The 21,533-nt window shown below is 40.2% G+C and carries 23 protein-coding genes and 1 riboswitch; of the genes, 6 read left to right on the forward strand and 17 right to left on the reverse strand.

Annotated features, from left to right (window positions below):
- Nucleotides 1-7 precede the first annotated feature (7 nt).
- The 9 genes from LG336_RS25225 to fliD all read right to left on the reverse strand — a co-directional run bounded on the left by LG336_RS25225 (nucleotide 8) and on the right by fliD (nucleotide 5,748).
- Nucleotides 8-493, reverse strand: a complete 486-nt coding sequence (locus LG336_RS25225; RefSeq protein ID WP_404330223.1) for a flagellar protein FlgN — start codon at nucleotides 491-493, stop codon at nucleotides 8-10.
- Nucleotides 494-523: 30 nt separating this feature from the next.
- A complete protein-coding gene (gene flgM / locus LG336_RS25230; protein WP_404330224.1) occupies nucleotides 524-793 on the reverse strand; it encodes a flagellar biosynthesis anti-sigma factor FlgM in 270 nt (89 codons plus the stop codon).
- A gap of 24 nt (nucleotides 794-817) precedes the next feature.
- Nucleotides 818-1,252: a flagellar protein gene (locus LG336_RS25235; protein ID WP_404330225.1), complete on the reverse strand. Its 435-nt coding sequence runs from the start codon at nucleotides 1,250-1,252 to the stop codon at nucleotides 818-820.
- Nucleotides 1,253-1,318: 66 nt separating this feature from the next.
- A complete protein-coding gene (locus tag LG336_RS25240; RefSeq protein ID WP_404330226.1) occupies nucleotides 1,319-1,744 on the reverse strand; it encodes a flagellar basal body-associated FliL family protein in 426 nt (141 codons plus the stop codon).
- A 13-nt stretch (nucleotides 1,745-1,757) separates the two neighbouring features.
- A complete protein-coding gene (gene motB, locus LG336_RS25245; protein ID WP_404330227.1) occupies nucleotides 1,758-2,552 on the reverse strand; it encodes a flagellar motor protein MotB in 795 nt (264 codons plus the stop codon).
- The gene (gene motA / locus LG336_RS25250; RefSeq protein WP_404330228.1) at nucleotides 2,539-3,339 is read right to left on the reverse strand and encodes a flagellar motor stator protein MotA; all 801 of its coding nucleotides are present in this window, start codon (nucleotides 3,337-3,339) and stop codon (nucleotides 2,539-2,541) included. The genes motB and motA overlap by 14 nt, the downstream gene beginning before the upstream one ends.
- A gap of 165 nt (nucleotides 3,340-3,504) precedes the next feature.
- Entirely contained in the window at nucleotides 3,505-3,879 is a 375-nt protein-coding gene (fliS, locus tag LG336_RS25255; RefSeq protein ID WP_404330229.1) for a flagellar export chaperone FliS, read from the reverse strand.
- A 16-nt stretch (nucleotides 3,880-3,895) separates the two neighbouring features.
- Nucleotides 3,896-4,285 carry a flagellar protein FliT gene (locus LG336_RS25260; RefSeq protein WP_404330230.1) on the reverse strand — a complete coding sequence of 130 codons (390 nt, stop codon included), beginning with the start codon at nucleotides 4,283-4,285 and terminating at the stop codon, nucleotides 3,896-3,898.
- The gene (gene fliD, locus LG336_RS25265; RefSeq protein ID WP_404330231.1) at nucleotides 4,285-5,748 is read right to left on the reverse strand and encodes a flagellar filament capping protein FliD; all 1,464 of its coding nucleotides are present in this window, start codon (nucleotides 5,746-5,748) and stop codon (nucleotides 4,285-4,287) included. Before fliD ends, LG336_RS25260 begins: the two co-directional genes overlap by 1 nt.
- Before the next feature lie 566 nt (nucleotides 5,749-6,314).
- Nucleotides 6,315-6,400, reverse strand: a riboswitch (cyclic di-GMP riboswitch).
- Between the two features lie 592 nt (nucleotides 6,401-6,992).
- Here fliD and LG336_RS25270 point away from each other — a divergent pair.
- Both LG336_RS25270 and LG336_RS25275 read left to right on the forward strand, forming a co-directional pair.
- Nucleotides 6,993-7,763, forward strand: coding sequence for a polyphosphate polymerase domain-containing protein (locus LG336_RS25270; protein WP_404330232.1), 771 nt, complete (start codon nucleotides 6,993-6,995; stop codon nucleotides 7,761-7,763).
- A gap of 2 nt (nucleotides 7,764-7,765) precedes the next feature.
- Nucleotides 7,766-8,437, forward strand: a complete 672-nt coding sequence (locus LG336_RS25275; RefSeq protein ID WP_404330233.1) for a DUF4956 domain-containing protein — start codon at nucleotides 7,766-7,768, stop codon at nucleotides 8,435-8,437.
- Between the two features lie 506 nt (nucleotides 8,438-8,943).
- Here the strand turns inward: LG336_RS25275 and LG336_RS25280 are convergent.
- Together LG336_RS25280 and LG336_RS25285 are read right to left on the reverse strand one after the other, a co-directional pair.
- Nucleotides 8,944-9,996: a multicopper oxidase domain-containing protein gene (locus LG336_RS25280; RefSeq protein ID WP_404330234.1), complete on the reverse strand. Its 1,053-nt coding sequence runs from the start codon at nucleotides 9,994-9,996 to the stop codon at nucleotides 8,944-8,946.
- A gap of 564 nt (nucleotides 9,997-10,560) precedes the next feature.
- On the reverse strand, nucleotides 10,561-12,252 hold the full coding sequence (locus tag LG336_RS25285; RefSeq protein WP_404330235.1) for a hypothetical protein: 1,692 nt from the start codon (nucleotides 12,250-12,252) through the stop codon (nucleotides 10,561-10,563).
- A gap of 768 nt (nucleotides 12,253-13,020) precedes the next feature.
- Between LG336_RS25285 and LG336_RS25290 the strand changes: the two genes are divergently transcribed.
- On the forward strand, nucleotides 13,021-13,404 hold the full coding sequence (locus LG336_RS25290) for a YkvA family protein (protein WP_404333282.1): 384 nt from the start codon (nucleotides 13,021-13,023) through the stop codon (nucleotides 13,402-13,404).
- A 312-nt stretch (nucleotides 13,405-13,716) separates the two neighbouring features.
- Here LG336_RS25290 and LG336_RS25295 read toward each other — a convergent pair whose 3' ends face one another.
- Nucleotides 13,717-13,950: a hypothetical protein gene (locus LG336_RS25295; RefSeq protein ID WP_404330236.1), complete on the reverse strand. Its 234-nt coding sequence runs from the start codon at nucleotides 13,948-13,950 to the stop codon at nucleotides 13,717-13,719.
- Nucleotides 13,951-14,777: 827 nt separating this feature from the next.
- A complete protein-coding gene (locus tag LG336_RS25300) occupies nucleotides 14,778-15,254 on the reverse strand; it encodes a hypothetical protein (RefSeq protein WP_404330237.1) in 477 nt (158 codons plus the stop codon).
- Between the two features lie 499 nt (nucleotides 15,255-15,753).
- Here LG336_RS25300 and LG336_RS25305 point away from each other — a divergent pair, with 499 nt between their 5' ends.
- From LG336_RS25305 to LG336_RS25315, 3 genes are read left to right on the forward strand one after another with little or no spacing between them, the layout of a single operon-like run.
- Nucleotides 15,754-17,010 carry a M20/M25/M40 family metallo-hydrolase gene (locus LG336_RS25305; RefSeq protein WP_404330238.1) on the forward strand — a complete coding sequence of 419 codons (1,257 nt, stop codon included), beginning with the start codon at nucleotides 15,754-15,756 and terminating at the stop codon, nucleotides 17,008-17,010.
- A 24-nt stretch (nucleotides 17,011-17,034) separates the two neighbouring features.
- Nucleotides 17,035-17,856, forward strand: coding sequence for a DUF3100 domain-containing protein (locus tag LG336_RS25310; RefSeq protein WP_404330239.1), 822 nt, complete (start codon nucleotides 17,035-17,037; stop codon nucleotides 17,854-17,856).
- Entirely contained in the window at nucleotides 17,823-18,314 is a 492-nt protein-coding gene (locus LG336_RS25315) for a hypothetical protein (RefSeq protein ID WP_404330240.1), read from the forward strand. Before LG336_RS25310 ends, LG336_RS25315 begins: the two co-directional genes overlap by 34 nt.
- Nucleotides 18,315-18,411: 97 nt before the next feature.
- Here the strand turns inward: LG336_RS25315 and LG336_RS25320 are convergent, their stop codons facing one another.
- From LG336_RS25320 to LG336_RS25335, 4 genes are all read right to left on the reverse strand, one after another.
- Entirely contained in the window at nucleotides 18,412-18,792 is a 381-nt protein-coding gene (locus tag LG336_RS25320; RefSeq protein ID WP_404330241.1) for a hypothetical protein, read from the reverse strand.
- Between the two features lie 809 nt (nucleotides 18,793-19,601).
- Nucleotides 19,602-20,354, reverse strand: a complete 753-nt coding sequence (locus LG336_RS25325) for a GntR family transcriptional regulator (protein WP_404330242.1) — start codon at nucleotides 20,352-20,354, stop codon at nucleotides 19,602-19,604.
- Nucleotides 20,355-20,452: 98 nt separating this feature from the next.
- A complete protein-coding gene (locus LG336_RS25330; protein ID WP_404330243.1) occupies nucleotides 20,453-20,590 on the reverse strand; it encodes a hypothetical protein in 138 nt (45 codons plus the stop codon).
- A 99-nt stretch (nucleotides 20,591-20,689) separates the two neighbouring features.
- A complete protein-coding gene (locus tag LG336_RS25335; RefSeq protein WP_404330244.1) occupies nucleotides 20,690-21,523 on the reverse strand; it encodes a PfkB family carbohydrate kinase in 834 nt (277 codons plus the stop codon).
- Between the last annotated feature and the right edge of the window lie 10 nt (nucleotides 21,524-21,533).

A 21,533-nucleotide genomic window follows, 5' to 3' on the forward strand; every position in this document is an offset into this window, starting at 1 on the left:
TTTTCTATCAAGCTTTTGTATCAAAAAAGCCGTGGCCTGTTGTGTGTGTATTCTGAGGACTTAGTGGGGATTGATAATTGAAATGACGTTGCTTTGAATGTGTCAAATGGTCAATCATATATTGGGCAAAGTTCAGGGAGTCCTTCAGAAGCTGCTCATTTCCTCTGTTTTTTGCTTGCAACTCCACTGAAAGCTTGCGCAGAGTATCGAGTTGGGAGGAAAGTTTTCTGCTTCTTTCATCGTCTTGAAGGGTCTCAATAAACTGGCTAAAGCTTAGAGATGGGTGCTCTTGTAAGGCCATCTCGACCTGTTGTTTTCGCTCATGTTCAACTAGTCCGAGCTGCTTCACCAACTTTGCTTCTTCTTGAATGATCGGGTTTAACTCAGCCACTTTCCTCTCGATTAAGACCGTTTTCTTTTGTTCGCTGTAGTTGATTAGCTGTTTTTGAATGTTGATCATTTCTTCAAGCGTATGGCCGATTAAATCAAGCAACAGAAATCCTCCTTTATAAAAAACAGAAAACTATTTTTTAAACCAAAAATCGTGAACCTTATTCGCTACTTGCTCCGCACTTACTGAATAGTCTCCAGCTTCAATCTGAGCTTTTAACTGCTTGATTTTTTCTTGTCTGGCTGGATCCATCGCCTTCTTTTCAAACATCTCTTTTGCCTGAAGAGATATTTGCAGCTGATCTTCATTTTGTACTGGTTTAGTCTTGGCGACCTTCGCAACTTGAGTTTGTTTTTGGTACGATTGAATAAAGAATGGGCCTGTCGATTTATCAATATTCATCTTTTCACCACCATCTCCACATCGTTATTTTCCTTGTTTTAACCGCCAATAGTGTGACTCCTTCAAAGAGGATCGCTGATTCTTAAGAATTTGATTCACATACTCTTCTTTTTCTAGCGAATGACTGATATCAAAAGATAAATGGTCAAAGCAGCTGTTACAAAGAATTTGCTTTTTAATTAATTTCCCACAGTATGCACAGGGATAACCTAGGTTCGGAAAATCCTCCGCATAAATCCGACCTTCGCGGATAAAATGGGCAATTCGTTTAGCTGAAACCGTTGTACACATACTTACCTTTTCGACCGTTGCATCACGATTTTGCTCACTTTTTAAAAATAGCTTTACCCGATCAAAATCAAGTTCCATTTCTTTATAGCATTCCAAACAATAATCCGTATGTTGTTTTAGGAATAATCTGCCACAAATTCTGCAATTATCTAGCTGGGCCGATTGCATAAAATCACCTAGTTTCTTACTTATTATATCGGCATTTTGGACCAAAGGTTTAGTAAAATGTCTTCATTATTGTACTTTAAACTCTGTCACTAAAACTCGCTCGAGCTGTCCTGATTCCAGGATGACATCTAGTTTTGAAAATAGCTCCTCTTCCAAGTTGGCAATGCCTTCTCTCCCCGTTAGCTGGTTTTTCGTAAAACCAGCTAGAATGGATATCACTGCCGCTCTAACTTCTGGCTTTCGCTTTTCCAATTCAATCTTCGCTTCCTTGCTATCTAATAAAATATTAAATTGGACAACAGCAAAGTGATTGGAAGCTAGATTGGTCGTGATTACATCGGTATCAATACTTAACTCAATAATGTCTTCGACCGTCAGTCCTTTTTCTTTTTCATTCCCAAAGCCAAATGCATCCTTTTCAAAAAAGAGAAGCGCTCCAGAACCAAGAACGACCACTAGAACAACGACGAGAAAAAGATTTAATTTCCCCATAAGTCACCTCAAATTATTCATTCGTCTGTTGTGAATAAGGCATGATTAACACCTCAACACGGCGATTTTCCGCTCTACCTTCTGCTGTGTCATTGGTCTCAATCGGCTGATATTCACCATAGCCTGTTGCACTAAATTTCGTAGGATCTAATTTCTCATTTTCAAGTAAAATTTTCATAAAGTTAATCGCTCTAGAAGAACTGAGTTCCCAGTTCGAAGGGTATTCCAATGTCTGAATCGGCTGATTATCGGTATGTCCTTCAATCATGATTTGCCTTGCCGGGTCGGATATAAGCATATTCGCCATTTCAGCAACAAATTGTCTGGATTCTCCAACCACTTCTGCACTCCCTGAGGAAAATAAAACCCCTTCCGTAATCGTAAGAAGTAAACCTTGTGTGGTTAGTTCTGTTTGCAACCTGGATGAGAGTCCTTTTTCCTGAATATATCCTTCTATGGCATACTGTAGGTCCTCAAGTTCCTTTTGATCTCGCTCTGGCGTCATTTCGCCTGTGTCTTGTTCGGATGTCCTTTCGTTTGGATCACCTATTGATGGAATGGACTCCTCCCGGTTCGTGGTTTGGCTCGTTTCATCGATGGGTTCAATGGATGACTCAAATTCTAGAACAGCTTTTCCCCCTACCATCGCACTGTTAAACGACTCTGCAATGGCTTCAAACTTTTTGGCATCCACTTCACTGGAAGCAAACAGCACAATAAAAAGGGCGAGCAAAAGGGTTAAAATATCCGCATAAGGGATTAACCATGACTCATCCACATGGTCATCCTGTTTTCTAGAACGCCTCAACCCGGGCACCTTCCTCTCTTTCTACCTCTAGAATGCGCTCATTCGCTGGAAGATACGTCAACAATTTCTCTTCTACTAAACGGGATGACACTCCTTCTTGAACGGCCAACAATCCTTCGACCATAATCTGTTTGATTTTAGCTTCTTCTTGCGATTTCCGTTTTAATTTATTGGCAAATGGATGCCATAGCACATAGCCGGTGAAAATCCCAAATAATGTGGCAATGAACGCTGCGGCAATCGATTTTCCAAGCAAAGCAACATCTTCCAAATGACCAAGGGCAGCAACCAGTCCTATGACGGCACCGAGGACCCCCAATGTCGGTGCATATGTACCTGCTTGTGAGAAAATTTTCGCACCAACCTCATGGCGATCCTCCATTGCCGCAATTTCCTCTTCCAGCATGTCGCGAACCATTTCTGGCGACTGGCCATCGACGATCATTTGCAACCCTCTTTGTAAAAAAGGATCCTCCACTTCTTCTGCTTTTGCTTCTAATGCCAGAAGACCCTCTCTTCTCGCAACACTCGCCCATTCCGTAAAAATTGGAATCAGTTCTTTTATACTGATGAGTTTTTGCGAGGTAAACAGAACCTTAAACAAAGCAGGGATTTTTTTGATTTCATAAAACGGAAATGCATTTAAAAGTGCAGCAACGGTCCCACCTAGAATGATCAAAAGCGCAGCTGGATTCACCAATGCTGCAGGTTCTGAACCTTTTAAAACCATTCCGCCGACTAACACGACGATACCAAGGATAATCCCTACTAATGATGTTTTATCCACACCATTCCCTCTTTTCAATTTAAAATGATAAGCTAGATAAGATTATGTCCCGAGCCCTTAAAGCTTTAGTAGACAATTCTTAAAAGTTCGCACAGCTACACTTCCAAAAAGTGTTTGGTTTGTTCGTATAAAATATGAATGATAAAGAATGCTTGTCCAAGTGATTTACCTTTTCACAAGCTCCATTGCCTGCTTCCATGTATCTCGAAATTCCACCACAAATCCCTCTACTTCTACTAATGTTTCAAGATCATTTTTAAGATTCGCTTCAATCAATCGATTGTACATATACTCATATAGCTGCCCTATGCTTTTTGACAGTTCAATGTCAGGATTTAAGGTGATTTGAAGCTCTTGAACAATCTTTTGAGCCTTAATGATATGGGTGTTTTTCTCTTCGAATTTCTTTTCGACCATCGCTTTTTTTGCTAGTCTAATAAACTTCAAACACCCATTATAAAGCATCAGTGTGAGCTCCTGTGGGGAAGCGGCCATGACTGAATTTTGTTGATACGTTTGATAAGGATTATTACTAGACATGGAAATCCTCCTAAAATTACTTCCTTTTATCGAAAAATGCTCCATCTGTTGCTGTTTGTTGGGAAACAGCTAGATATTTGTACGAAACATTTTTCGTTTGCTGAATTCGGTCCATTTGTTTTGAAAAAGACTGATGCAAAAGGTTCATCCGTTGTTGAAGGGGTTGCTCTACCGTTTTCAAATTCCGGATGATTTCCTGGTCTTCTTTTGTCCATCGAGCATTCTGTACGCTTAAAATGGCAGCTAACGATTGAATAACTGCCTCTCGTTTCCTAAAAAGAGATTGGATGTTTTCCAGATACTCAGGTTCATTCTCCTTCATATTTAGCTGAATAGTGCTTGCTTGTTCCATGATTTCTTCCGTTCTTAGAAGCAGCTCGGCTAATAAACTTTGTTGATCGTTCATTACTTGCCACCAAATAGACTTTGCTGCATCCACAAACTTTGCTGATTCATCTGGTTCATCGCTTTTTCCATCGCGGTAAATTGCGTCCAATATCGATTTTCCACCCTACCTAACCGATCTTGCCAGGTGCGAATCTCGTCATTCATCTCTCTGATTCGTTTTGATAGTGCACTATTATCAACTAATGTTCCTGGAGTACCGGCACGATCGCCAAGACGCTTAATGGAAGTTTGTAGTTCCTTGTATAGGCGGTCGCCTACTCCACTTCCACTTACAGTATTTTTTGTAAATAAATTCATGACCTCATCCGGCTTATCCTGAAGGGCCTGTTTTAGCTTTGTTTCATCAATGAATAATTTACCGCCTTGTCTGTAGTCGCCAGTGTTGATCCCAATTTGGGATAACAATTGAATCTCCCCATTGGCAATCCCCTGAACAGGATCCATCAATGCCTGTCTTAAGCTGTTCAGCGTGTTTTGCAACATTTGGTCGCCGCGAAGCAAACCGCTCATCGCCTTTTCTTCCCATAACTCAATTTCCTTCTCCGACATCGCTTCTTTTTGCTCGTCTGTCAACGGAGGAAAGTCCCGATATTGCGGCTCTGTTATTTTGGTTTGGATTTTTTCAATCACCTCGTTATATTTTTCAACAAACCCTTTAATGGCCGTAAACGTTGACTCTGTGTCACTTTGGATAGTGAAGTTCACCGTGGTACCCGGCTCTGCCTTCATTAGGTTTATATTCATTCCATTTATCGGGACAACATTCGAAGCGAAGCCCATGATTGGAATATTGTTTCCATCACTGCCCTTTAAGTCTAGCTGAGCATCCTTTCCCTGAGCGGAATAGCTTCCTGCTGTACCGCCCATCAGGTGATCCGCTAAACCTCCTGAGATGTCAATCTTTGTATTGGGCCCTATTTCCTTCGTAGAAAGAAAAAAGCGGCTAGTCGTCTGATCAAAATTGGCCCGAAGCCCTAATGACTCCCCGTTGCTATTCACAGCACCAGCGATTTTTTTAGCCAAATCTGCATAGGTTTCTTTGCCATCTGTCGTAATCGTTGCGGTTCCTTTTTCCGTTGTAATCGTTAATGACCCAGCCTGAACTAGATCCGTTGACTGTTTTCCAAGGCTGCTGACAGAATTCAACTTTGCCGAATCCGCTAGCTGCTTTACCGTGATCGAATAATTCCCCGGTGTTGCATTTGCCGTCGCCGTTCCCGTCGCAATTTCCGGATTCGAGGAAGTAATGCTATACGGATTATAAGACGATTGAAACCGTAAATTTGAGGCACTTGTCCGTAATTCAGACAACAGTAAATTGAGATCACGATAACTATCCTTCTGCCACTCCGTCCACTGCTTTTTTTGTGTCAATTTATCTAAAGGCATTCTCTCAGCCTTCATCAAATTCGACACCAAGCTATCAATATCCATCCCAGAAGCTAATCCACCAATCCTCAACCATCATCACTCCGATCTATTACTCATACATCTAATATCGGCATATTCTTTCAGAACTTTAGAGAAAAATTGTGGGACAGAGGGACAGGCACCTTGTCCCACTTTGTCGAAAGTATTTTGTCATTAGTGACACCCTTCAACTTTTTCTCCACTTCATTTCTGCTATTATTTTAAACAACCATGCTAAATGAATATAAATCGTTCAAGGAAAACTTCAATCATTGTTACAGAGGGGTGTTTACATGGAGAATCATGATAATTTCTTTATAGGTTTTCTATGGGGAACATCCTTAAGTATCCCACTTTGGATCGCATGTTTCGGATGGCTTAAAATCATAATAGGCTGGTTATCCTAACGTACTGGTTCCCTCCTAAAAGAAAAAAAGCACCTAATGATTAGGCGCTTAACTTTGATTGGTGATAATGAATTTTTCGGGTTATCTTCCCTTTAAGTTCCTCGGACAAACAATCCTCAATAATAGTCGAATAGTACGCAACAAAAAATTTGTGAATGAATTTCATTTTATCTCCTCCAGGTAAACGTTTATTTCGCACGGAGGCCGTTATTCGGCAACTGGCTGGCATAATCTTATAGACCTTAGCCCCTATAGCTTTGCGTCATCGTTTTTCAACGACTTTGCCATTTCGTACGATTTTGATGTATCTACATTATGTTCAAACCCTAAAGGATATGCAAGTAAGATTTACCAATTTGTCAGATAACTTTATGGAGAAGGGACAGGGGGACAGGCACCTTGTCCCAGAATGGAAGAGTCTTTAGCAAGTTCAAAACTTCAGTGATTTATGAGGTCAGACCCCTCATCCAATCTATCATAGACGCACCTTTCCTAAGGTCGTGTCTAGGCTATGTCTTGTCCCCCTCTCTCCCTCAAACCTCGTAAAATAGCATTTCCCAAAATTCTCCTAATCAAACGTACGATTAAAATTGCCTTGACTTAACAGGCGTCCCTGGTCTTCATCCCATAGTAAACTAAAAACCGGTGAGAATGTCCAACCGGTTTTTGCCATTCTAGGATAAGAAACACAATCCAAATTTGATGCTCTAATCAAGTGCTCTGGGACACGGTGCCTGTCCCTCTGTCCCATCTCCCTCCGTCTTCGCACCGAATCCACGTCCCTCTTCTCATCAAATTCTCATGCTTCTCACCATACCCCCTCATTGTCAACAGGTAATATAAGGATGTGGATGTAAAGAAAAGAGAAAGAGTGGGAGGAACAACGAGATGGCTTTAGAAGTGTTTAGTCGCCGAGAACAAAAGTATTTGATTACACGCCAGCAATATGATTTGTTGGTCGAGATGATGGGTCCGTATATGCGCTACGATAAGTTTGGGAATCAAGGAAGGTATACGGTGACAAGTCTGTATGTCGAGAATCCGGAGCATAAAATTTATTATGAAGTTAAAAATAAATTAAAGTTTCGCCAAAAGCTAAGGCTACGAATCTATAATGATACCGATCTAAGTGGAACTGCTTTTTTTGAAGTCAAGCAAAAGCATAATAATGTCGTCAATAAAAGAAGAACGGCCATTCCATTAATCCAGGCCTATCACTACCTGGACTCGTCATATGAACAGGCATCACCGATTTATTATGATGTCTCCAATCCGCAAATCATGAAGGAGATTGACTATTTTCGAGAATACTATGATTTAAGTCCAGAAATGGTCGTTAGCTATGATCGCCATGCGTTTCATTGCATCACGGACCCCGATTTACGTGTGACCTTTGACTTGAATTTGCGGTGCCGGAACGAGGACCTTAGGATTGAAAATGGGGCGTACGGTCAGAACTTTATTGACCCAGATCTCGTCGTCCTTGAGGTAAAAGTAACACACAGTGTTCCACTATGGTTGGCGCGAATTTTGCAATCACTAGAATGCGAGCAACGTAGTGCCTCGAAGTTCTGCACAAGCTTGGAGCTATTAAAAGGGGAAATCCTCCCTGTTCAAAATGATGGAATAAAAGAAGCCGTATTAGTAGGAGGAAGATAACAATGAATGAATTACTAACTTTTGGTTCTGCTGGGGAACAAACTTTATGGATGAGTTTTTTGGCGATGATTGCAGCCACTGGATTAAGTTTGATTATTACGAAGGTGTACCAAATCACCTTTACAGGGGAACATTATTCCCAGTCCTTTGTTCACACGATTGTAATGATGAGTGTTGTCGTTTCTGTCGTTATGAACGTTGTAAGTGGAAACGCAGGAGTCGCGTTCGGTTTATTTGCCGTCTTTTCACTGATTCGCTTTCGTAGTGCCGTGACCGACGCGAAGGACATTGCCTATATATTCTTTGGTTTATGTGTCGGGATGACTTGCGGTTTGTTTCAAATCGACCTGGCCATCATGTTAACTGTTATGGCAAGTTTGGTTTTTTACCTGCTCTATAAATTCGATTATGGCAAAGGCAGAGATACTCAAGTTTTAAAAGTAACAGTCCCCGAGAATTTGAACCACGAAAATTTGTTTGATGACATTCTTGTGGCCCATACGAATAGCTATGTTCTTCGCCAAGTAGAAACAACCAACCTTGGCACAATGATTCGTTATACATTCGATATTCGATGTAAAAATGAAACAAAGGATAAAGATTTGCTAGATTTCATCCGGGAACGCAATGCAAATCTGCAAGTTTCACTTTCATACTTGCAGAAGAAGTATTAAGTTTGGAACGGGATCTTGTTCCTGTCGGATGTAGTCAGTCCCTCAAAAGCTAATAGGGTGTCACAAAAGTATAACTTTTAGGGACACCCCTTTTTGGGCGCGGATAGTACCTAGGCACTGGTTCCCCTTTATATTTTTGAGAATCAGCCTATGCTTTGCGAAGCCGTTTGGTGGTTTTCTTGTTTTCAGAACACTTTTTCGTAAGAAATAGGCTGTGAACTCAAGTAAAATTCCTTTCAAAACCTCACGAAAAAGATTAGAAGACAAATAATCTATCATTCCACGATAACATTAGGGTCGTCATGTGGTGGCAAGCACTGTTCCCTAAACTCTATTCGGCTAGTGAGAGTGGCGCCAACCCCCACTACGCCCAAGAAAACTAAAAAAAGAGAAGGAACTCAACCACCGCTCTCCTCCCTTTCTTGGACACTCAGTGAAACAAAGATTTTCCAGGACCTGACAGCACCCCAAACAGGCTATTTTCAACTGGGACAAGGTGCCTGTCCCTAGTGCCCCATGGTTTCGCTTCCGTCGTCGAGGCCGTCTTTTGTGACTTTCAAGATGGCGACTGCGCCTTTTGTTGCGTGGTTGAACTGGTGAGTGACAAATGCGTAGCTGCCTTCCTTGGTGACGGTGAATTCAACGACTGCGCCACCGCTTGCTGGAAGCATGACTGTTTGCAAACCTTTCATAAGGTTAAACGGATTTCCGTCGATATAGACGTTATCAAAGATGGTGCCGACCACATGGAAGCTGCTCACTTCATTCGGCCCCATATTGTTTAAATAGAGTCTGACTTTATCGCCGACTTTAGCGAGGAGTGGGGTTTCGACAAGGGCACCGACTGTACCGTTTGTATTTACATCGCCCTCTGTTAAAGCTTTAGCTGAAAAGACAACATTGCTCGGTACTCCATTGGTGAAATCATTTAAGTCGTTGTACTTATACCATTCATTTTGAATGATGACAAATTCACGGTCGATTTCAGAATCAGTTGGATAGCCGTCTTTCGGTTTGACAATAATGGTGCCGTGCATGCCATTGGCAATATGCGAGAGAACGGGCTTTGTTCCACAATGGTACATGAATACGCCTGGATTGTTGGCTGGATAGGTGAAGGTACCGGTTTCGTTAGGCATTACATCTGCAAAATCGCTAGATGGAGATGCATGAACGGCGTGGAAGTCCATGCTGTGTGGGATGGCTGGGTCGATGTTTTTTAAGGTAAAATTGATCAGGTCTCCTTCATTGACGACAATCACCGGTCCTGGTGCTTCCCCGTTAAACGTCCATGCTTTGTAAAGATTGCCTTTGGATATTTCGATGTCGGTGATCTGGGACGTCATTTCAATGTTTACTTCATGCTCGCCGACGCGTTCAACTTTTACCGGAATGGGTTCTTGATTAATGTCTTGATGTGGTTTAAACACTTGTGGTTCCGCCGCATGCACGATATTCTGATCCTCTTGCTGTTCCAATGAATTGTTTCCAGTAGTACAAGCACTTAACACCATGACAGAAGTGACCATTATAGCAGCAATATACCTTCTTTTACCCATCAACATCTCCTCCATTTTTCCCTTTTATTGAACAACTACACCTATAGGTAGCGCTTACATAAAAATTTAACGGCGAGGTCTATTTATTGAATACACTCTCATTCTAACTTTTGGAAAAATACCCCTAGTGATTTGAATCACTTATTTTTCAGATACTTTTGAACAATTTGTGAATCGATGAGCAATAAGCAATGTTACTACGTTGTTAAAATAATTTACATAGCTTTTAAGTGATAGGGACACAGGGACAGGTTCATTGTCCCAGAAAAGTTTCGATTCATTCTCCAAAACATCTTCCCCACCCCCACTAATCACACGTATGATTAGAATGGCCTTAACATCTAAGGCTTTCCTGGAACTTCTACCTTGAGTAATATAAAAACTTCCCTCCCAGTTTTCTTTTATAAAAAGTAATTGGGCTCAAATCATATCATCTCTCTGGGACAAGGTGCCTGTCCCCTTGTCCCTCATCAAGAAACCCCCACTTCAAATTTTCGAATAGAAAATGAAGTGGGGGAGTATTCCTCATGGGAGAATTAGTAAGATATTCTCTTTGTTAATTTACTACTTTAAAAAGCTCATAAAGTTAGAGAATGCAGATACTAAGTCTTGATAGTATCCAATCACTTTATCCTTTATCGTGTTTTGGTCAGTCTGTTCTATTTCTGCTGGAGCATCTTGAATTGCTTGCTCAGTGTCAGCATCTGCAGATACTTTTTCTATTACTGGTTGAACTGGTTCTTGTAAATTGTTATCTGCTGCTTTTTGATCAATTTGTTCTTGGTCAGTCGCTGCCTCTTCTTCTGAGGACTGCTCTGTTTCTGCTGGAGCATCTTGAATTACTGGCTCTATGTCAACATTTACAGATCCTTCTACAGCTACTGGTTGAACTGAGTCTTGTAGATCGAATTCCGCTGTTTCTTGCTCCGGTTGTTCCTGGTCAGTCGCCGCCTCTTCTTCTGAAGTCTGCTCTGCTACATCCACTTGATTTTCAACTTCAGCATTAACAGTTGAATCCTCTTCAGTCACATCAATGGATCCATCTGCTGCTAAATCAGTTGAGGCGTTTTCAGATTCACCATTTTGTTGATTAAAATATTGATTAATTAGAGTTTGATAGTAGTCAATCAGGCTTTGGTAGTTATCGCCAATTTGTTCATAAGCTTCGTCTACCCATGTATTGACTACCGTTTCTTCTTCATCAGATGCTGGAACTTCAGCGTCTTCCTCTGCCGTTGCTTCATCTGTTTCTTCTGCTACATCATCGCCAGCCTCTTCTTCATTTCCTGATTCTTCAGGGGTTTCAGCTGGAGCTTCTGCTTCTGCATCTTCCTCTGGCGCTGCTTCATCTGTTTCTTCTGCTACATCACCGCCAGCTGGTTCTTCACTTCCTGATTCTTCAGGAGTTTCGACTGGAGCTTCTGCATCTTCCTCTGCTTTATTTTTTGCTAACTCACTAACAAGCTTGCCTTTTTCAGGGGACCCTGGAAGACTTTTGGCTAATTCGGACACTTCCTGGCCATGGTTTTTATATGCTGCATCGTCACCAGTTGTTTCTTCACTTCCTGATTCTTCAGGAGTTTCAGCTGGAGCTTCTGCATCTTCCTCTGCCGCTTCATCTGTTTCTTCTACTACATCGTCACCAGTTGCTTCTTCATTTCCTGACTCTTCAGGAGTTTCGACTGCAGCTTCTGCATCTTCCTCTACCGCTTCTTCTGCTGTTTCATCTACTTCATCATCGCCAGTTGCTTCTTCACTTCCTGATTCCTCAGGAGTATCAGCTGGAGCTTCTGCATCTTCCTCTGCCGCTGCTTCATCTGTTTCTTCTACTACTATATCATCGCCAGTTGCTTCTTCACTTCCCGACTCTTCAGGAGTTTCAGCTGGAGCTTCTGCGTCTCCCTCTGTCTCAGAATCTTCACTTACTTCGCTATCTTGAGAATCATCATCATTTGTATTATCCAAATCCTCATCTGAAACGTCGGTAGATTTACTTTTTGCTAATTCACTAACAAGCTGTCCTTTTTCAGGGGATCCTGGGAGACTCTTTGCTAATTCAGACACTTCCTGACCATGATTTTTAACTTGTTCAATAACCTCGGGTTGGACTCCTTTTTTATCAAGCTCCGCTGCAGATATTGGCGCACCAGCTACTAATAAGCTGGCAGCGATCATGGACGTCGACATGACCAGTGGAGTCACCTTTTTGGATAACGTATTATTTCCTTTGTTAGAATTCATCTGTTTTTTAGTCATTTGCATCATCTCCTATTTCGTAAAATTCTACTGGTAGGATGGATTTTCTTTCAAATCCTTGAATTAGCAAGTGCACCTCCCGATCACCATTTAAATTTCGGCAGCACCATCCTCTGCCCACGTCTAACTATATCGAATCGCTATTACGATTAAGTTTTAATAGAGTTAAAAATAAAGACGAATTAATTACATAAATGTAGAAATTTGAAAGATAAGTCATCTGGTAATAGGAGAAAATAACAAGAATCCATCTTCAACAGACAGCGCTTCCATTTGCAACCTCACAGTTCTTCCTTGGTTTTCCTCAACAACCAAATCCTACCTAAAATGATCATCCTTACTCTTTACAAACATCAACTTGACGTAAACATTATGTTTATCTGATTAAAGAACATAACAAAATTTTCATAGATTGCTTGCTTTTTTGCAAAAATCGTTATATTAGATTAATAAATTGACGCTTCCCTAATGATCAAGGCAACAAGAGGATAGGTACAGCCCAACAAAAAAAACCATCTGGAAAAGATGTCGAATGCACTCTCTTAAAATTACATATGTTTAGGAAACTTATACCCTTATAAAAATAAATACGGTAAAATTATATATGTAAATAATGGAAACTACTAAGGAGGGGGAAAAATGCTAGAAAGACTTCGGAAGAAAAAGCCAGGAAGGCCAGAATATGAAGAGGTACAAGAAGAAATTCAACTAGAAGACTTAACATTAGAAGAAACACAGGTGGAGAAATTAAAGCTAGAAGCAGAAAGTATGGAAGAAGAAACAATTAAAATTCATGAGCAACACTTTTCGAATGAAGGGCTATGGAATAAAATTCAAAGGTATTCTAAGAAAGCTGGTTCAACAGTCATTTATGCCGTTTTACTCCTTTATTATACTTTACAAAAGCCAGAGATTCCTTTAAAAGTAAAAGCTACTATTGCAGGTGCATTGGGATATTTTATTTTACCAATAGATTTAATTCCAGATATAGCTGCGGGAGTAGGCTATGTTGATGATTTAAGTGTAGTTACAGTAGCTTTAATTCAAGTGGCTATGTATATTGATGAGGATATCAAACAAAAAGCAAAGAAAAAGCTTGCAGATTGGTTTGGAGAGGATATAGATACTTCTGATATAGACGATAAGCTGTGATCTTCTGGGGTCACTCCAACGGGAGTATCCAATTCTAGCAGTATATGGACATTCCCGTTTTAACATTATAAAGTCTATGTAACCATTTTGAAGTGCGACTGGCACCAAAACTTTTTCCTAACTCTGTCCTTCCACTATTTCATAACAATCCTTACACAATAACTTTCTCTCCATCAACTGTTTTATGTTTTACCCCAATCTTTTCCCCGCAGTTATCACAAAGACAGTTTTCGGTCTTGGGACCTTCATCACCCTCTGAACCGTCGGAATCAGTGTCGTTTTCCACCTCCACATAGGAAGTATCTGTTTCACTTACAACAGTACCATCTGATTGTAGGGCTTCCCTTCCCTTTCCTTTTCATTAACATTGTCCTGTGTCGTAACGTCGCCCTCAGCACTTGTATCGATTTCTGTAAGGAAAGGGTTATTATAGATAAAGTTAACATTAGGAATAAACAACTCATTATTATTAGGTTCCTTTACCTTCTCGTTTTTTCCTTTTTCAGACCCTTGAAGGCGATCCTGGGTTAGTCGATCCCTCTCCATTACACAGTCCAGCTCCAGCTGAAAATCATTTTTCAACGTATTTGTTTTTTCGATTTTCTTTTCTGGTGGATTCCAGTTCGGTCCTTTAGGCCCCGTTCCGTTGGTCCACTTGGCCCTTCAATCATAAAAGAAACCTCCTACTTACTAAGGTGTAACACCTTGATTTCACCTACTAATAGTTACATTTATTATATGACATTTTTACTATGTAGGTTGCAATCCCCCCCTTTTTTCTCGCTCCGAATCAACCTTAAAGTTATCAGGGGGACAGGTCCCTTGTCCCAGAACGGAAGGGTCTTTGGCAAGTTCAAACCATCAGTAAGTCATGAGTACATGTCCCTCACCTAATCCATCTATAGACGGCGGACCTTTCCTACGGTGGCTAGACTATGTATTTGCACCCCTCCCACAATTGCTCGTAAAATATCATCCCCAAATTCTACTAATCAAAAGTACGATTAAAGTTGCCTTGAAATCACAGGCATCCCAGTTCTTCATCTGCTAGTAAACTAAAAACCGGTGGGAATGTTCCACCGGTTTTTCTAGTATAAGAAACTAATCCATTTTAATTGCTCTAATCAAAACCCTTTGGGACAAGGTGCCTGTCCCTCTGTCCCTCTCCCTCCCAAGCTAAAAAGCCCGGCAAGCATTTTTCTTGTCTAACCTTTCAGCTTGTCTACTTATGTATAATGGTACATCCTTGGTCCAAACCTCACAATTTATAACCTATCTCCTGTTTTGGAGTACAGTTCCTACCCTTCCATCTCTTGTAGTCATGTTCATTGCTGGAAATGCTCTCAAGAGGAACAAATTCTGACTATCTTCAACTAGGACAAGGAACCTGTCCCTTTGTCCCTAGCGCTTTCGAGCCATTTTTGAAAGCCATAGTTCATAAGAGCAAGAGAATACGCAATAAGAAAAATTACTTTGGAGTTAAACTTTTTTAATTTATAATGCCCCATTTTTTGAAAAGCTGCATTTAATGGATAGGCAAAAATAAAATCTATTATTAAATTACAAAATGCATATAAAGAAAACTTTCCATATGTAAAATGGAACACCCATAAATTTGTTGTAAAAAATGGCCCGAAAATAAAGGCTACGGCATCAAATACCATGTATTTGGTCCCTCCTTTCACCTTCCACCATTTGAAAATTATATTTAAGAGTGTCTCTATTAGTAAAATGCATGAGCAAAATAATGTAACTGGCAAAAATTTTTTTAAGGATTGTTTTGGAAGATAAAATATTACAATAGACCACAAAACAATCGGGGTTAATATTCTAGAAAAGATAGCGATCAACGTAAGCACCCCTATTAATTTTTTTTTAGGTTTGCCCATTTCAAATAAAGTATGCAGGGACAGGTACACTGTCTCAAGTTCCCCTAACAAAACTTCAAAAAATATGAGGCAAGGTGTTCCCCCGAAGCTATAAGACCCGGCAAGCGCATTTCTTGCCGGGTCTTTCGCTTGTCTATTTATGTATAATGGAACATCCTTGATCCAAACCTCACAATTTATAGCCTATCTCCTGTTTTGAAGTATGTGCCTACACTTTCACCTCTTGTAGTAGTCTTCATTACTGAAAATGCTCTCAAGAGGAACAAATTTTGACTATCTTCAACTGGGACGAGGAACCTGTCCCCTTGTCCCAACAAGGAACCTGCCTATGTCCCAAAACACGAACAATACAAACTATACCACAATAATTATTCGTCTTTTGTGTTGACACGGCTTATTTTCAATGTTTTACTAATATATAGTTCGTACTATTTGAAACACAATGGAAATGGGAGGACATATGTTACTCAAACAAAATTATGCTGAAATTAAAAGAATAGCTGATAGCATTTACGCTAATCCTGAACTTGGTTACAAAGAATGGCAGACCAAAGAGACAGTCATTGACTTTCTGAAACAAAAAGACCCCTCTATTGAAATATGTGAATTTAGTACAACTGGATTTAAATTCCAGTTAGGCAACGGTAAGCCCTTAAACCTTGGTTTCATTGCTGAGTTGGATGCGGTATATGCACCAACACATATGTACGCAGACAAAGGCACCGGTGCCGCTCATAATTGTGGGCACTACACACAGGTAGCGATTGCTCTTGCTCTTTATACGTATCTACTAGAATCAGAGCTTTATAAAACGTTCGATTATAGCATTACCTTTATCTTCGTTCCTGCGGAAGAATACTTAGATTTGGCCTATCGTGACGAACTTATCGCGCAAAACAAAATCACTCATTATGGCGGGAAACCAGAGGCGATGAAGCTTGGAGTGTTTGATGATATTGATTTTGCCATATGTGTACATGCGATGGGAGGCGAATTTCCCGAGCGAACCATTGAAGTCAATTGTGATTTAGCTGGATTCCTTTACAAAAAGTATAAATTTTTAGGGAAGGCCACCCATGCTGGCTTTGATCCATTTTCTTCAAAAAATGCTTATAATATGTCCACGCTTTTTAATGTGGCATTAGGGTTAAGTAGACAACAATTGAAGGATGATGAACACGTTAGGATCAATCCAATTGTTATGGAATCAGATATGTCTACAAACGTGATTCCCAACCATATAACAGTCGGAACGGACTTGCGCACCAAAACAATCGGTTATATGAAAGAAGTTGCGAAAAAAATTGATGACGCAGCAAAAGGGAGCAGCCAGGCATTACAAGGAGAAGTGGAGATTAAAACCCAAATGGGCTACTTACCCTTTGTCCAGGATCGATACCTTTCAGACTTCGTGATTGAAGCGTTTAAAGAAAACGACGAAATTACCGGCATTTCTAAAAATAATGCGATTAGTGCAGCAGGAGATATCGGAGACCTTTCTTATATCCTCCCTTGCATCCAGATTGGCTACAGCGGGTTTACTGGGACCATCCATGGGGATGATTTCATCGATATCGACCCGGAATATATATACGAAGTATTTCCTAGATTCCTAGTACAAGTTCTCGAGAAAATGAACGGAAAGATTGATCCATCTCGACTTCACAAGAAATCCTATCCTGAGTACGTCTCATTGATTAACTCGATTGTCGAGTAAAAATAACAGAATTGGGGAGAAACGATGAAGAATAACTTTATCTATTTACTAATCTTTTCACTCGTTGTGATTACAGTAGCTGAAATGATCGGTTTTCAGTTTATACCAATTGGATCCTTTACCCTCACGTTATTGCCTTTAGTTTTTGCCATCATCCTTACAATGGTATTAGGGATACAATTTTTAAGAAAAGGAATCCTCAAAAAAGTTTACAGCAAAGAAAATGTTAGCTTTTCTAGTAAATATCTAATCTTTATTATGCTTCCATTAATGGCGAGATATGGAGCAGATGTGGCTCCTAAACTAGAAGAAATTCTAAGCATCGGATGGGTTTTCATCATTCAAGAATTAGGTAATCTCGGTACGGTGTTAATAGGCCTTCCAATTGCGATCCTACTTGGACTTAGACGAGAAGCGATTGGTGCAACACTCGGAATTGGTCGCGAAGGGGAACTTGCTTATATCTCTGAGAAATACACCCTTGAATCAAAAGAAGGAAGAGGCGTTCTATCTATTTACATTATCGGAACCCTCTTTGGAGCTATCTTCTTTAGTCTTTTTGCACCGATTTTATTAAGCCTTGGATTTGACGTTAGGGCGTTGGCGATGGCTTCAGGCGTAGGTTCTGGTAGCATGATGACAGCCGCATCATCTACATTAGTAGCAACAGTTCCAGAAATGGAAAGCACCATTTTAGCCTATGCCTCAGCAAGTCAATTACTAACTAGTTTTCTAGGTACGTTCACGATGGTATTTTTAGCAGCGCCATTACAGCAAGTCATGTACAAATTGATGGTTAGGAGTGATGATAAATGGAACAATCAAAAACAATCAACAAATATGTAAAATACGGCCTTGTATTATTGCTTAGTGTCGGTCTGATTCTTTTTACTCAAGAAATAAAATTATTAAAAAATCCTGAATCCACTCCAATTTCACTTATGACCATTTATGGTTTAATCGTTCTTTGGGTCTTCTCCCTCATTGGAATTGGCATTTCCGATTTAGTACAGAAGGTTCCTGTGAAATTTATTCGTGACTTTCCCATTTTAGGTTGGGTTTCCATTACATCATTAGTATTATGTATGGCTTCAGACTTCTTTGTACAAGCCATTCAAGCAGTCGACTTTCTTTCCATCACCACTCCGATTCTTACCTTTGCTGGTATATCCGTTGCAGATCGACTAGTAGATTTAAGAAAAACCTCATGGAAAGTAGCCATTGTTGCCGTATTTGTTTTTACAGGGACGTATATCGGAAGCGCCCTCTTGGCACAACTAGGGCTAACACTCGCTGGTAACTAAATGGGACACGGGGACAGGTTCACTGTCCCAGTGCCCCTAGCAATCCAAACGAAAGAGACCGTCAACAGATGACGGTCTCTTTCGTTATTTGGATCCGTTATTTTATTTCTTCTTCAGTAGAGGAATCATTTGAATCTAATTCACTATCGGTCGGAGCCTCAGAGTCAAATTCACTGCTGCTTGAATCTTCTGTATTCATTTCAGTGTCCATATTCTCGTCTGCTGGTTCTTCTGTATTCATTTCAGTGTCCACGCTTCCGTCCGCTGGTTCTTCTGTATTCATTTCAGAGTCCATATTCCCGTCCGCTGGTTCTTGTGGAATCATTTCATTTTCAGAAGGAGCAGAATCTGCTGGTTGCTCAGAATTGATATCTCCATCAACAGGCACATCCTCTATGTTTTCAGCATTTCCACAGGCCGTTGCCCCAATCGTAATAAATGATAGAACCACTAGTTTCCCAATATGTTTTTTGATCATATGAATTCCTCCTTCTGTTTAGTAAAAAATGGTTTGTTCAAATGGTTTTCAGAATTACCTCCCTTTCAACTCCTCCCTGAAAACTAACGTCAGTATAAACAAGCCTTTTTAAAAAGAATGTCGATTGCTCCCATAATTACAACGGTTTAATCAATTTGTTAATCGCTATTAATAATAGTAAAAATCCACTGTTTACAAGTGGTGAACCAAAAGTTTTAGCCATTTTGACTCATTCAAGACGATAGATGTTTCGTCTCGTTGGTCTTTGGGCAAGTATTTGCTTAAAAGTGGATAAAAACTAGGATAATAGGCAGTTCAATAAAAATAGAAAAACCATTTTCTACATTGCAAATATTACAGTGGTTTGCACTTGAATAACTGTGGTTTTTCTCCTGATTTAGTAACACTAACGTAGATGATGTTGATTTGATTCTCAGAACAAAAAAACTGTTCATCCACCCATTCATTTCCTGCCAGAAGAGCACGAACAGGAGGCGTCACTGTGACGGGTACCTAAGGTGAAAGGCCCGACAAGCGCTGCCGGGCCTTTTATCTTCTCAACTTATGTATAAATAGAACACCCTTATCCATACCTCTCGATATAAAAAAACATACCCTATTTCCTGTTTTTGCCTACACTCCTACCCCTTGCGTTATTGAGATTTACTGGAAATTACCTCACAAAAAACAAATTCTAGCTATCTTCAACCGAGACAAAGTACACTACACTGTCCCCTTGTCCTTTCAAACTGTGTTGATAGGCACTGTCTCAAATAAAAATGAGAACAGAAATACTTATTTCTGTTCTCTTAGTCATCTTCTGACATGTCGATATCTATGAAAAAATTTACACTTTCTGCTTTTAGGTAATATTTAGAGTAGTGGACGGGTACGTCATTCTCTTCACTTATTACCTTTCTTATTTGAATGACTGGTTCTACTTTTGCAATTTCAAGGAGCGTACTCACTTCTTGTGTAGGTTTTGTGACTTCAATGTCCTTTTTTGCTTTTCTGAACTTAATTCCATACACATCATGAATTAATTTAAAAGTAGAGACATTATCCTTAACTTTTTCAGAAATCCCTGGGTAAATATCCGTCGGCAAATATGCGTAGTCCACGCTAAATAATGCGTTTTCATCTTTAATCAGGCGAATTAATTTCAACACTTCAAAAGGTTCATTGCGCTTAAAGATTTCCATAAGCTCCTCATCGGCTGTTTCGACTTTTTTCACCAATACCTCTTTGGTGAAATGTTGCTCTCCTATGGCCAATCCTTCTGTGAATCCCTTAAGGTTGAGGATATGTAATTGTTGTTTGATACTTTTAACGAATGTGCCTTTCCCATGGATAATTTCAATAACTCCCTCGTTTTCGAGCTCTTTCAAAGCTCTGCGAATCGTAATTCTGCTCGTTTCGAAAGTATCACATAGTTCTTTCTCGTTTGGTAGCTTGGTACCTGGAGCAAGCTCCCCTGTAGCAATCATCTCTTTTATACGGATTTTTACCTGATCATATAAAAATAATGGACTTTCTGCATCGATTGAATTGTTTTTATCCATAGTATACCTCTTCTTCATGCTTCTTTTTTTATGCTTAATCTTACTATACTCCAAAATGAATGATAATTAAAAATTTTAAAACTTTACAATATTACCCATTATTGACCAAGTTTATATTGCTTGTATGGGATTGCACCGAAATCAGGATGATTGCATCCATAACCAAGGGCGAATTGTTCCAAAATCAGGGGTGCATTGCTCCAAAACCAGGCTTCTTTCTCTAGATCGTAGTTCATCGCTCCAAAACCAGGCTCCTTTCTCTAGGTCGTAGTTCATCGCTCTATAGCCTCGTGCAACCACCATTATCCATAAACATTCCGTCTGCGTTAAGGGAGCTATTTGGAAGGATGATATTCCATTTCCTTTGGGTATCCGAATCCTCCATAATATCCGCAAGTGATGCTCGCTCTTTTCGCAGCGAATTCCAGTGCAGACTCCATTCCCGCTTGATTTGTAAACGCCGTCAAGAAACCCGCGATAAAGCTATCCCCTGCCCCCATCGTATCGATAATGTCCGTCTCCACTACCTCTTTGTAGTAGCGATTTCCATTGTTAATAAAAAGAGCCGGTTTTGCACCTCGGGTAATCCCAATTACTTCCAATTCATACTTTCCAAGCTCTGCAATCAACGCTTCTAGCTCTTCCTCGCTTAAATGGGCGCCAGAGAAAAAGCCGTGAGAAATGAAGGGGCAAACTTTTCCCAAATATTCCGGTGTATACTTATCTGAAAAATCGAAAGATATCTTAATATGTTTGGATAGTCCCGGTAACTCTTCTTCAAAAGAAGAATAACAACTTGTATGGCATAAATCAAAGTTTTTAATATAGTCATAATCCTCTTGTATAAGCTTTAATTTGACAATATGTTGAACCGTATTCTTTGGCCCACCTACAAATACACGATCGCCTTCTTTTGTTAAATTCACTTGCGGTGAACCGCTGATTCCTTCCACGACCCTTGATCTACTGTAATCGACTTGTTCTTGATCTAGGGCGTATTTTATATGAGCTGCCTTCCCATCTGTCGCGAAGATTCCAATATAGCTTACATCCTCTGCTCCCGACCGCTTGCAGTTTACTGCCACATTAACGCAATTGCCTCCAGGGTAAAACTTCTCTTGATCCAGATAACAATCCACCACATTATCACCAATAGCTATCATTTTCATCTGTTCCTTC

The sequence above is a fragment of the Mesobacillus maritimus genome, assembly GCF_044803185.1.
GTDB classification, from domain to species: domain Bacteria; phylum Bacillota; class Bacilli; order Bacillales; family Cytobacillaceae; genus Mesobacillus_B; species Mesobacillus_B maritimus_B.

Coding starts and splice junctions, on each gene's coding strand:
- flgM (WP_404330224.1), bottom strand. CDS start 793: ATGAATATTGATAAATCGACAGGCCCATTCTTTATTCAATCGTACCAA.
- LG336_RS25235 (WP_404330225.1), bottom strand. CDS start 1,252: ATGCAATCGGCCCAGCTAGATAATTGCAGAATTTGTGGCAGATTATTC.
- LG336_RS25240 (WP_404330226.1), bottom strand. CDS start 1,744: ATGGGGAAATTAAATCTTTTTCTCGTCGTTGTTCTAGTGGTCGTTCTT.
- fliS (WP_404330229.1), bottom strand. CDS start 3,879: ATGTCTAGTAATAATCCTTATCAAACGTATCAACAAAATTCAGTCATG.
- LG336_RS25260 (WP_404330230.1), bottom strand. CDS start 4,285: ATGAACGATCAACAAAGTTTATTAGCCGAGCTGCTTCTAAGAACGGAA.
- LG336_RS25270 (WP_404330232.1), top strand. CDS start 6,993: ATGGCTTTAGAAGTGTTTAGTCGCCGAGAACAAAAGTATTTGATTACA.
- LG336_RS25275 (WP_404330233.1), top strand. CDS start 7,766: ATGAATGAATTACTAACTTTTGGTTCTGCTGGGGAACAAACTTTATGG.
- LG336_RS25280 (WP_404330234.1), bottom strand. CDS start 9,996: ATGGGTAAAAGAAGGTATATTGCTGCTATAATGGTCACTTCTGTCATG.
- LG336_RS25285 (WP_404330235.1), bottom strand. CDS start 12,252: ATGACTAAAAAACAGATGAATTCTAACAAAGGAAATAATACGTTATCC.
- LG336_RS25290 (WP_404333282.1), top strand. CDS start 13,021: ATGGAAGAAGAAACAATTAAAATTCATGAGCAACACTTTTCGAATGAA.
- LG336_RS25295 (WP_404330236.1), bottom strand. CDS start 13,950: ATGGAGAGGGATCGACTAACCCAGGATCGCCTTCAAGGGTCTGAAAAA.
- LG336_RS25305 (WP_404330238.1), top strand. CDS start 15,754: ATGTTACTCAAACAAAATTATGCTGAAATTAAAAGAATAGCTGATAGC.
- LG336_RS25310 (WP_404330239.1), top strand. CDS start 17,035: ATGAAGAATAACTTTATCTATTTACTAATCTTTTCACTCGTTGTGATT.
- LG336_RS25315 (WP_404330240.1), top strand. CDS start 17,823: ATGGAACAATCAAAAACAATCAACAAATATGTAAAATACGGCCTTGTA.
- LG336_RS25320 (WP_404330241.1), bottom strand. CDS start 18,792: ATGATCAAAAAACATATTGGGAAACTAGTGGTTCTATCATTTATTACG.
- LG336_RS25325 (WP_404330242.1), bottom strand. CDS start 20,354: ATGGATAAAAACAATTCAATCGATGCAGAAAGTCCATTATTTTTATAT.
- LG336_RS25330 (WP_404330243.1), bottom strand. CDS start 20,590: ATGAACTACGATCTAGAGAAAGAAGCCTGGTTTTGGAGCAATGCACCC.
- LG336_RS25335 (WP_404330244.1), bottom strand. CDS start 21,523: ATGAAAATGATAGCTATTGGTGATAATGTGGTGGATTGTTATCTGGAT.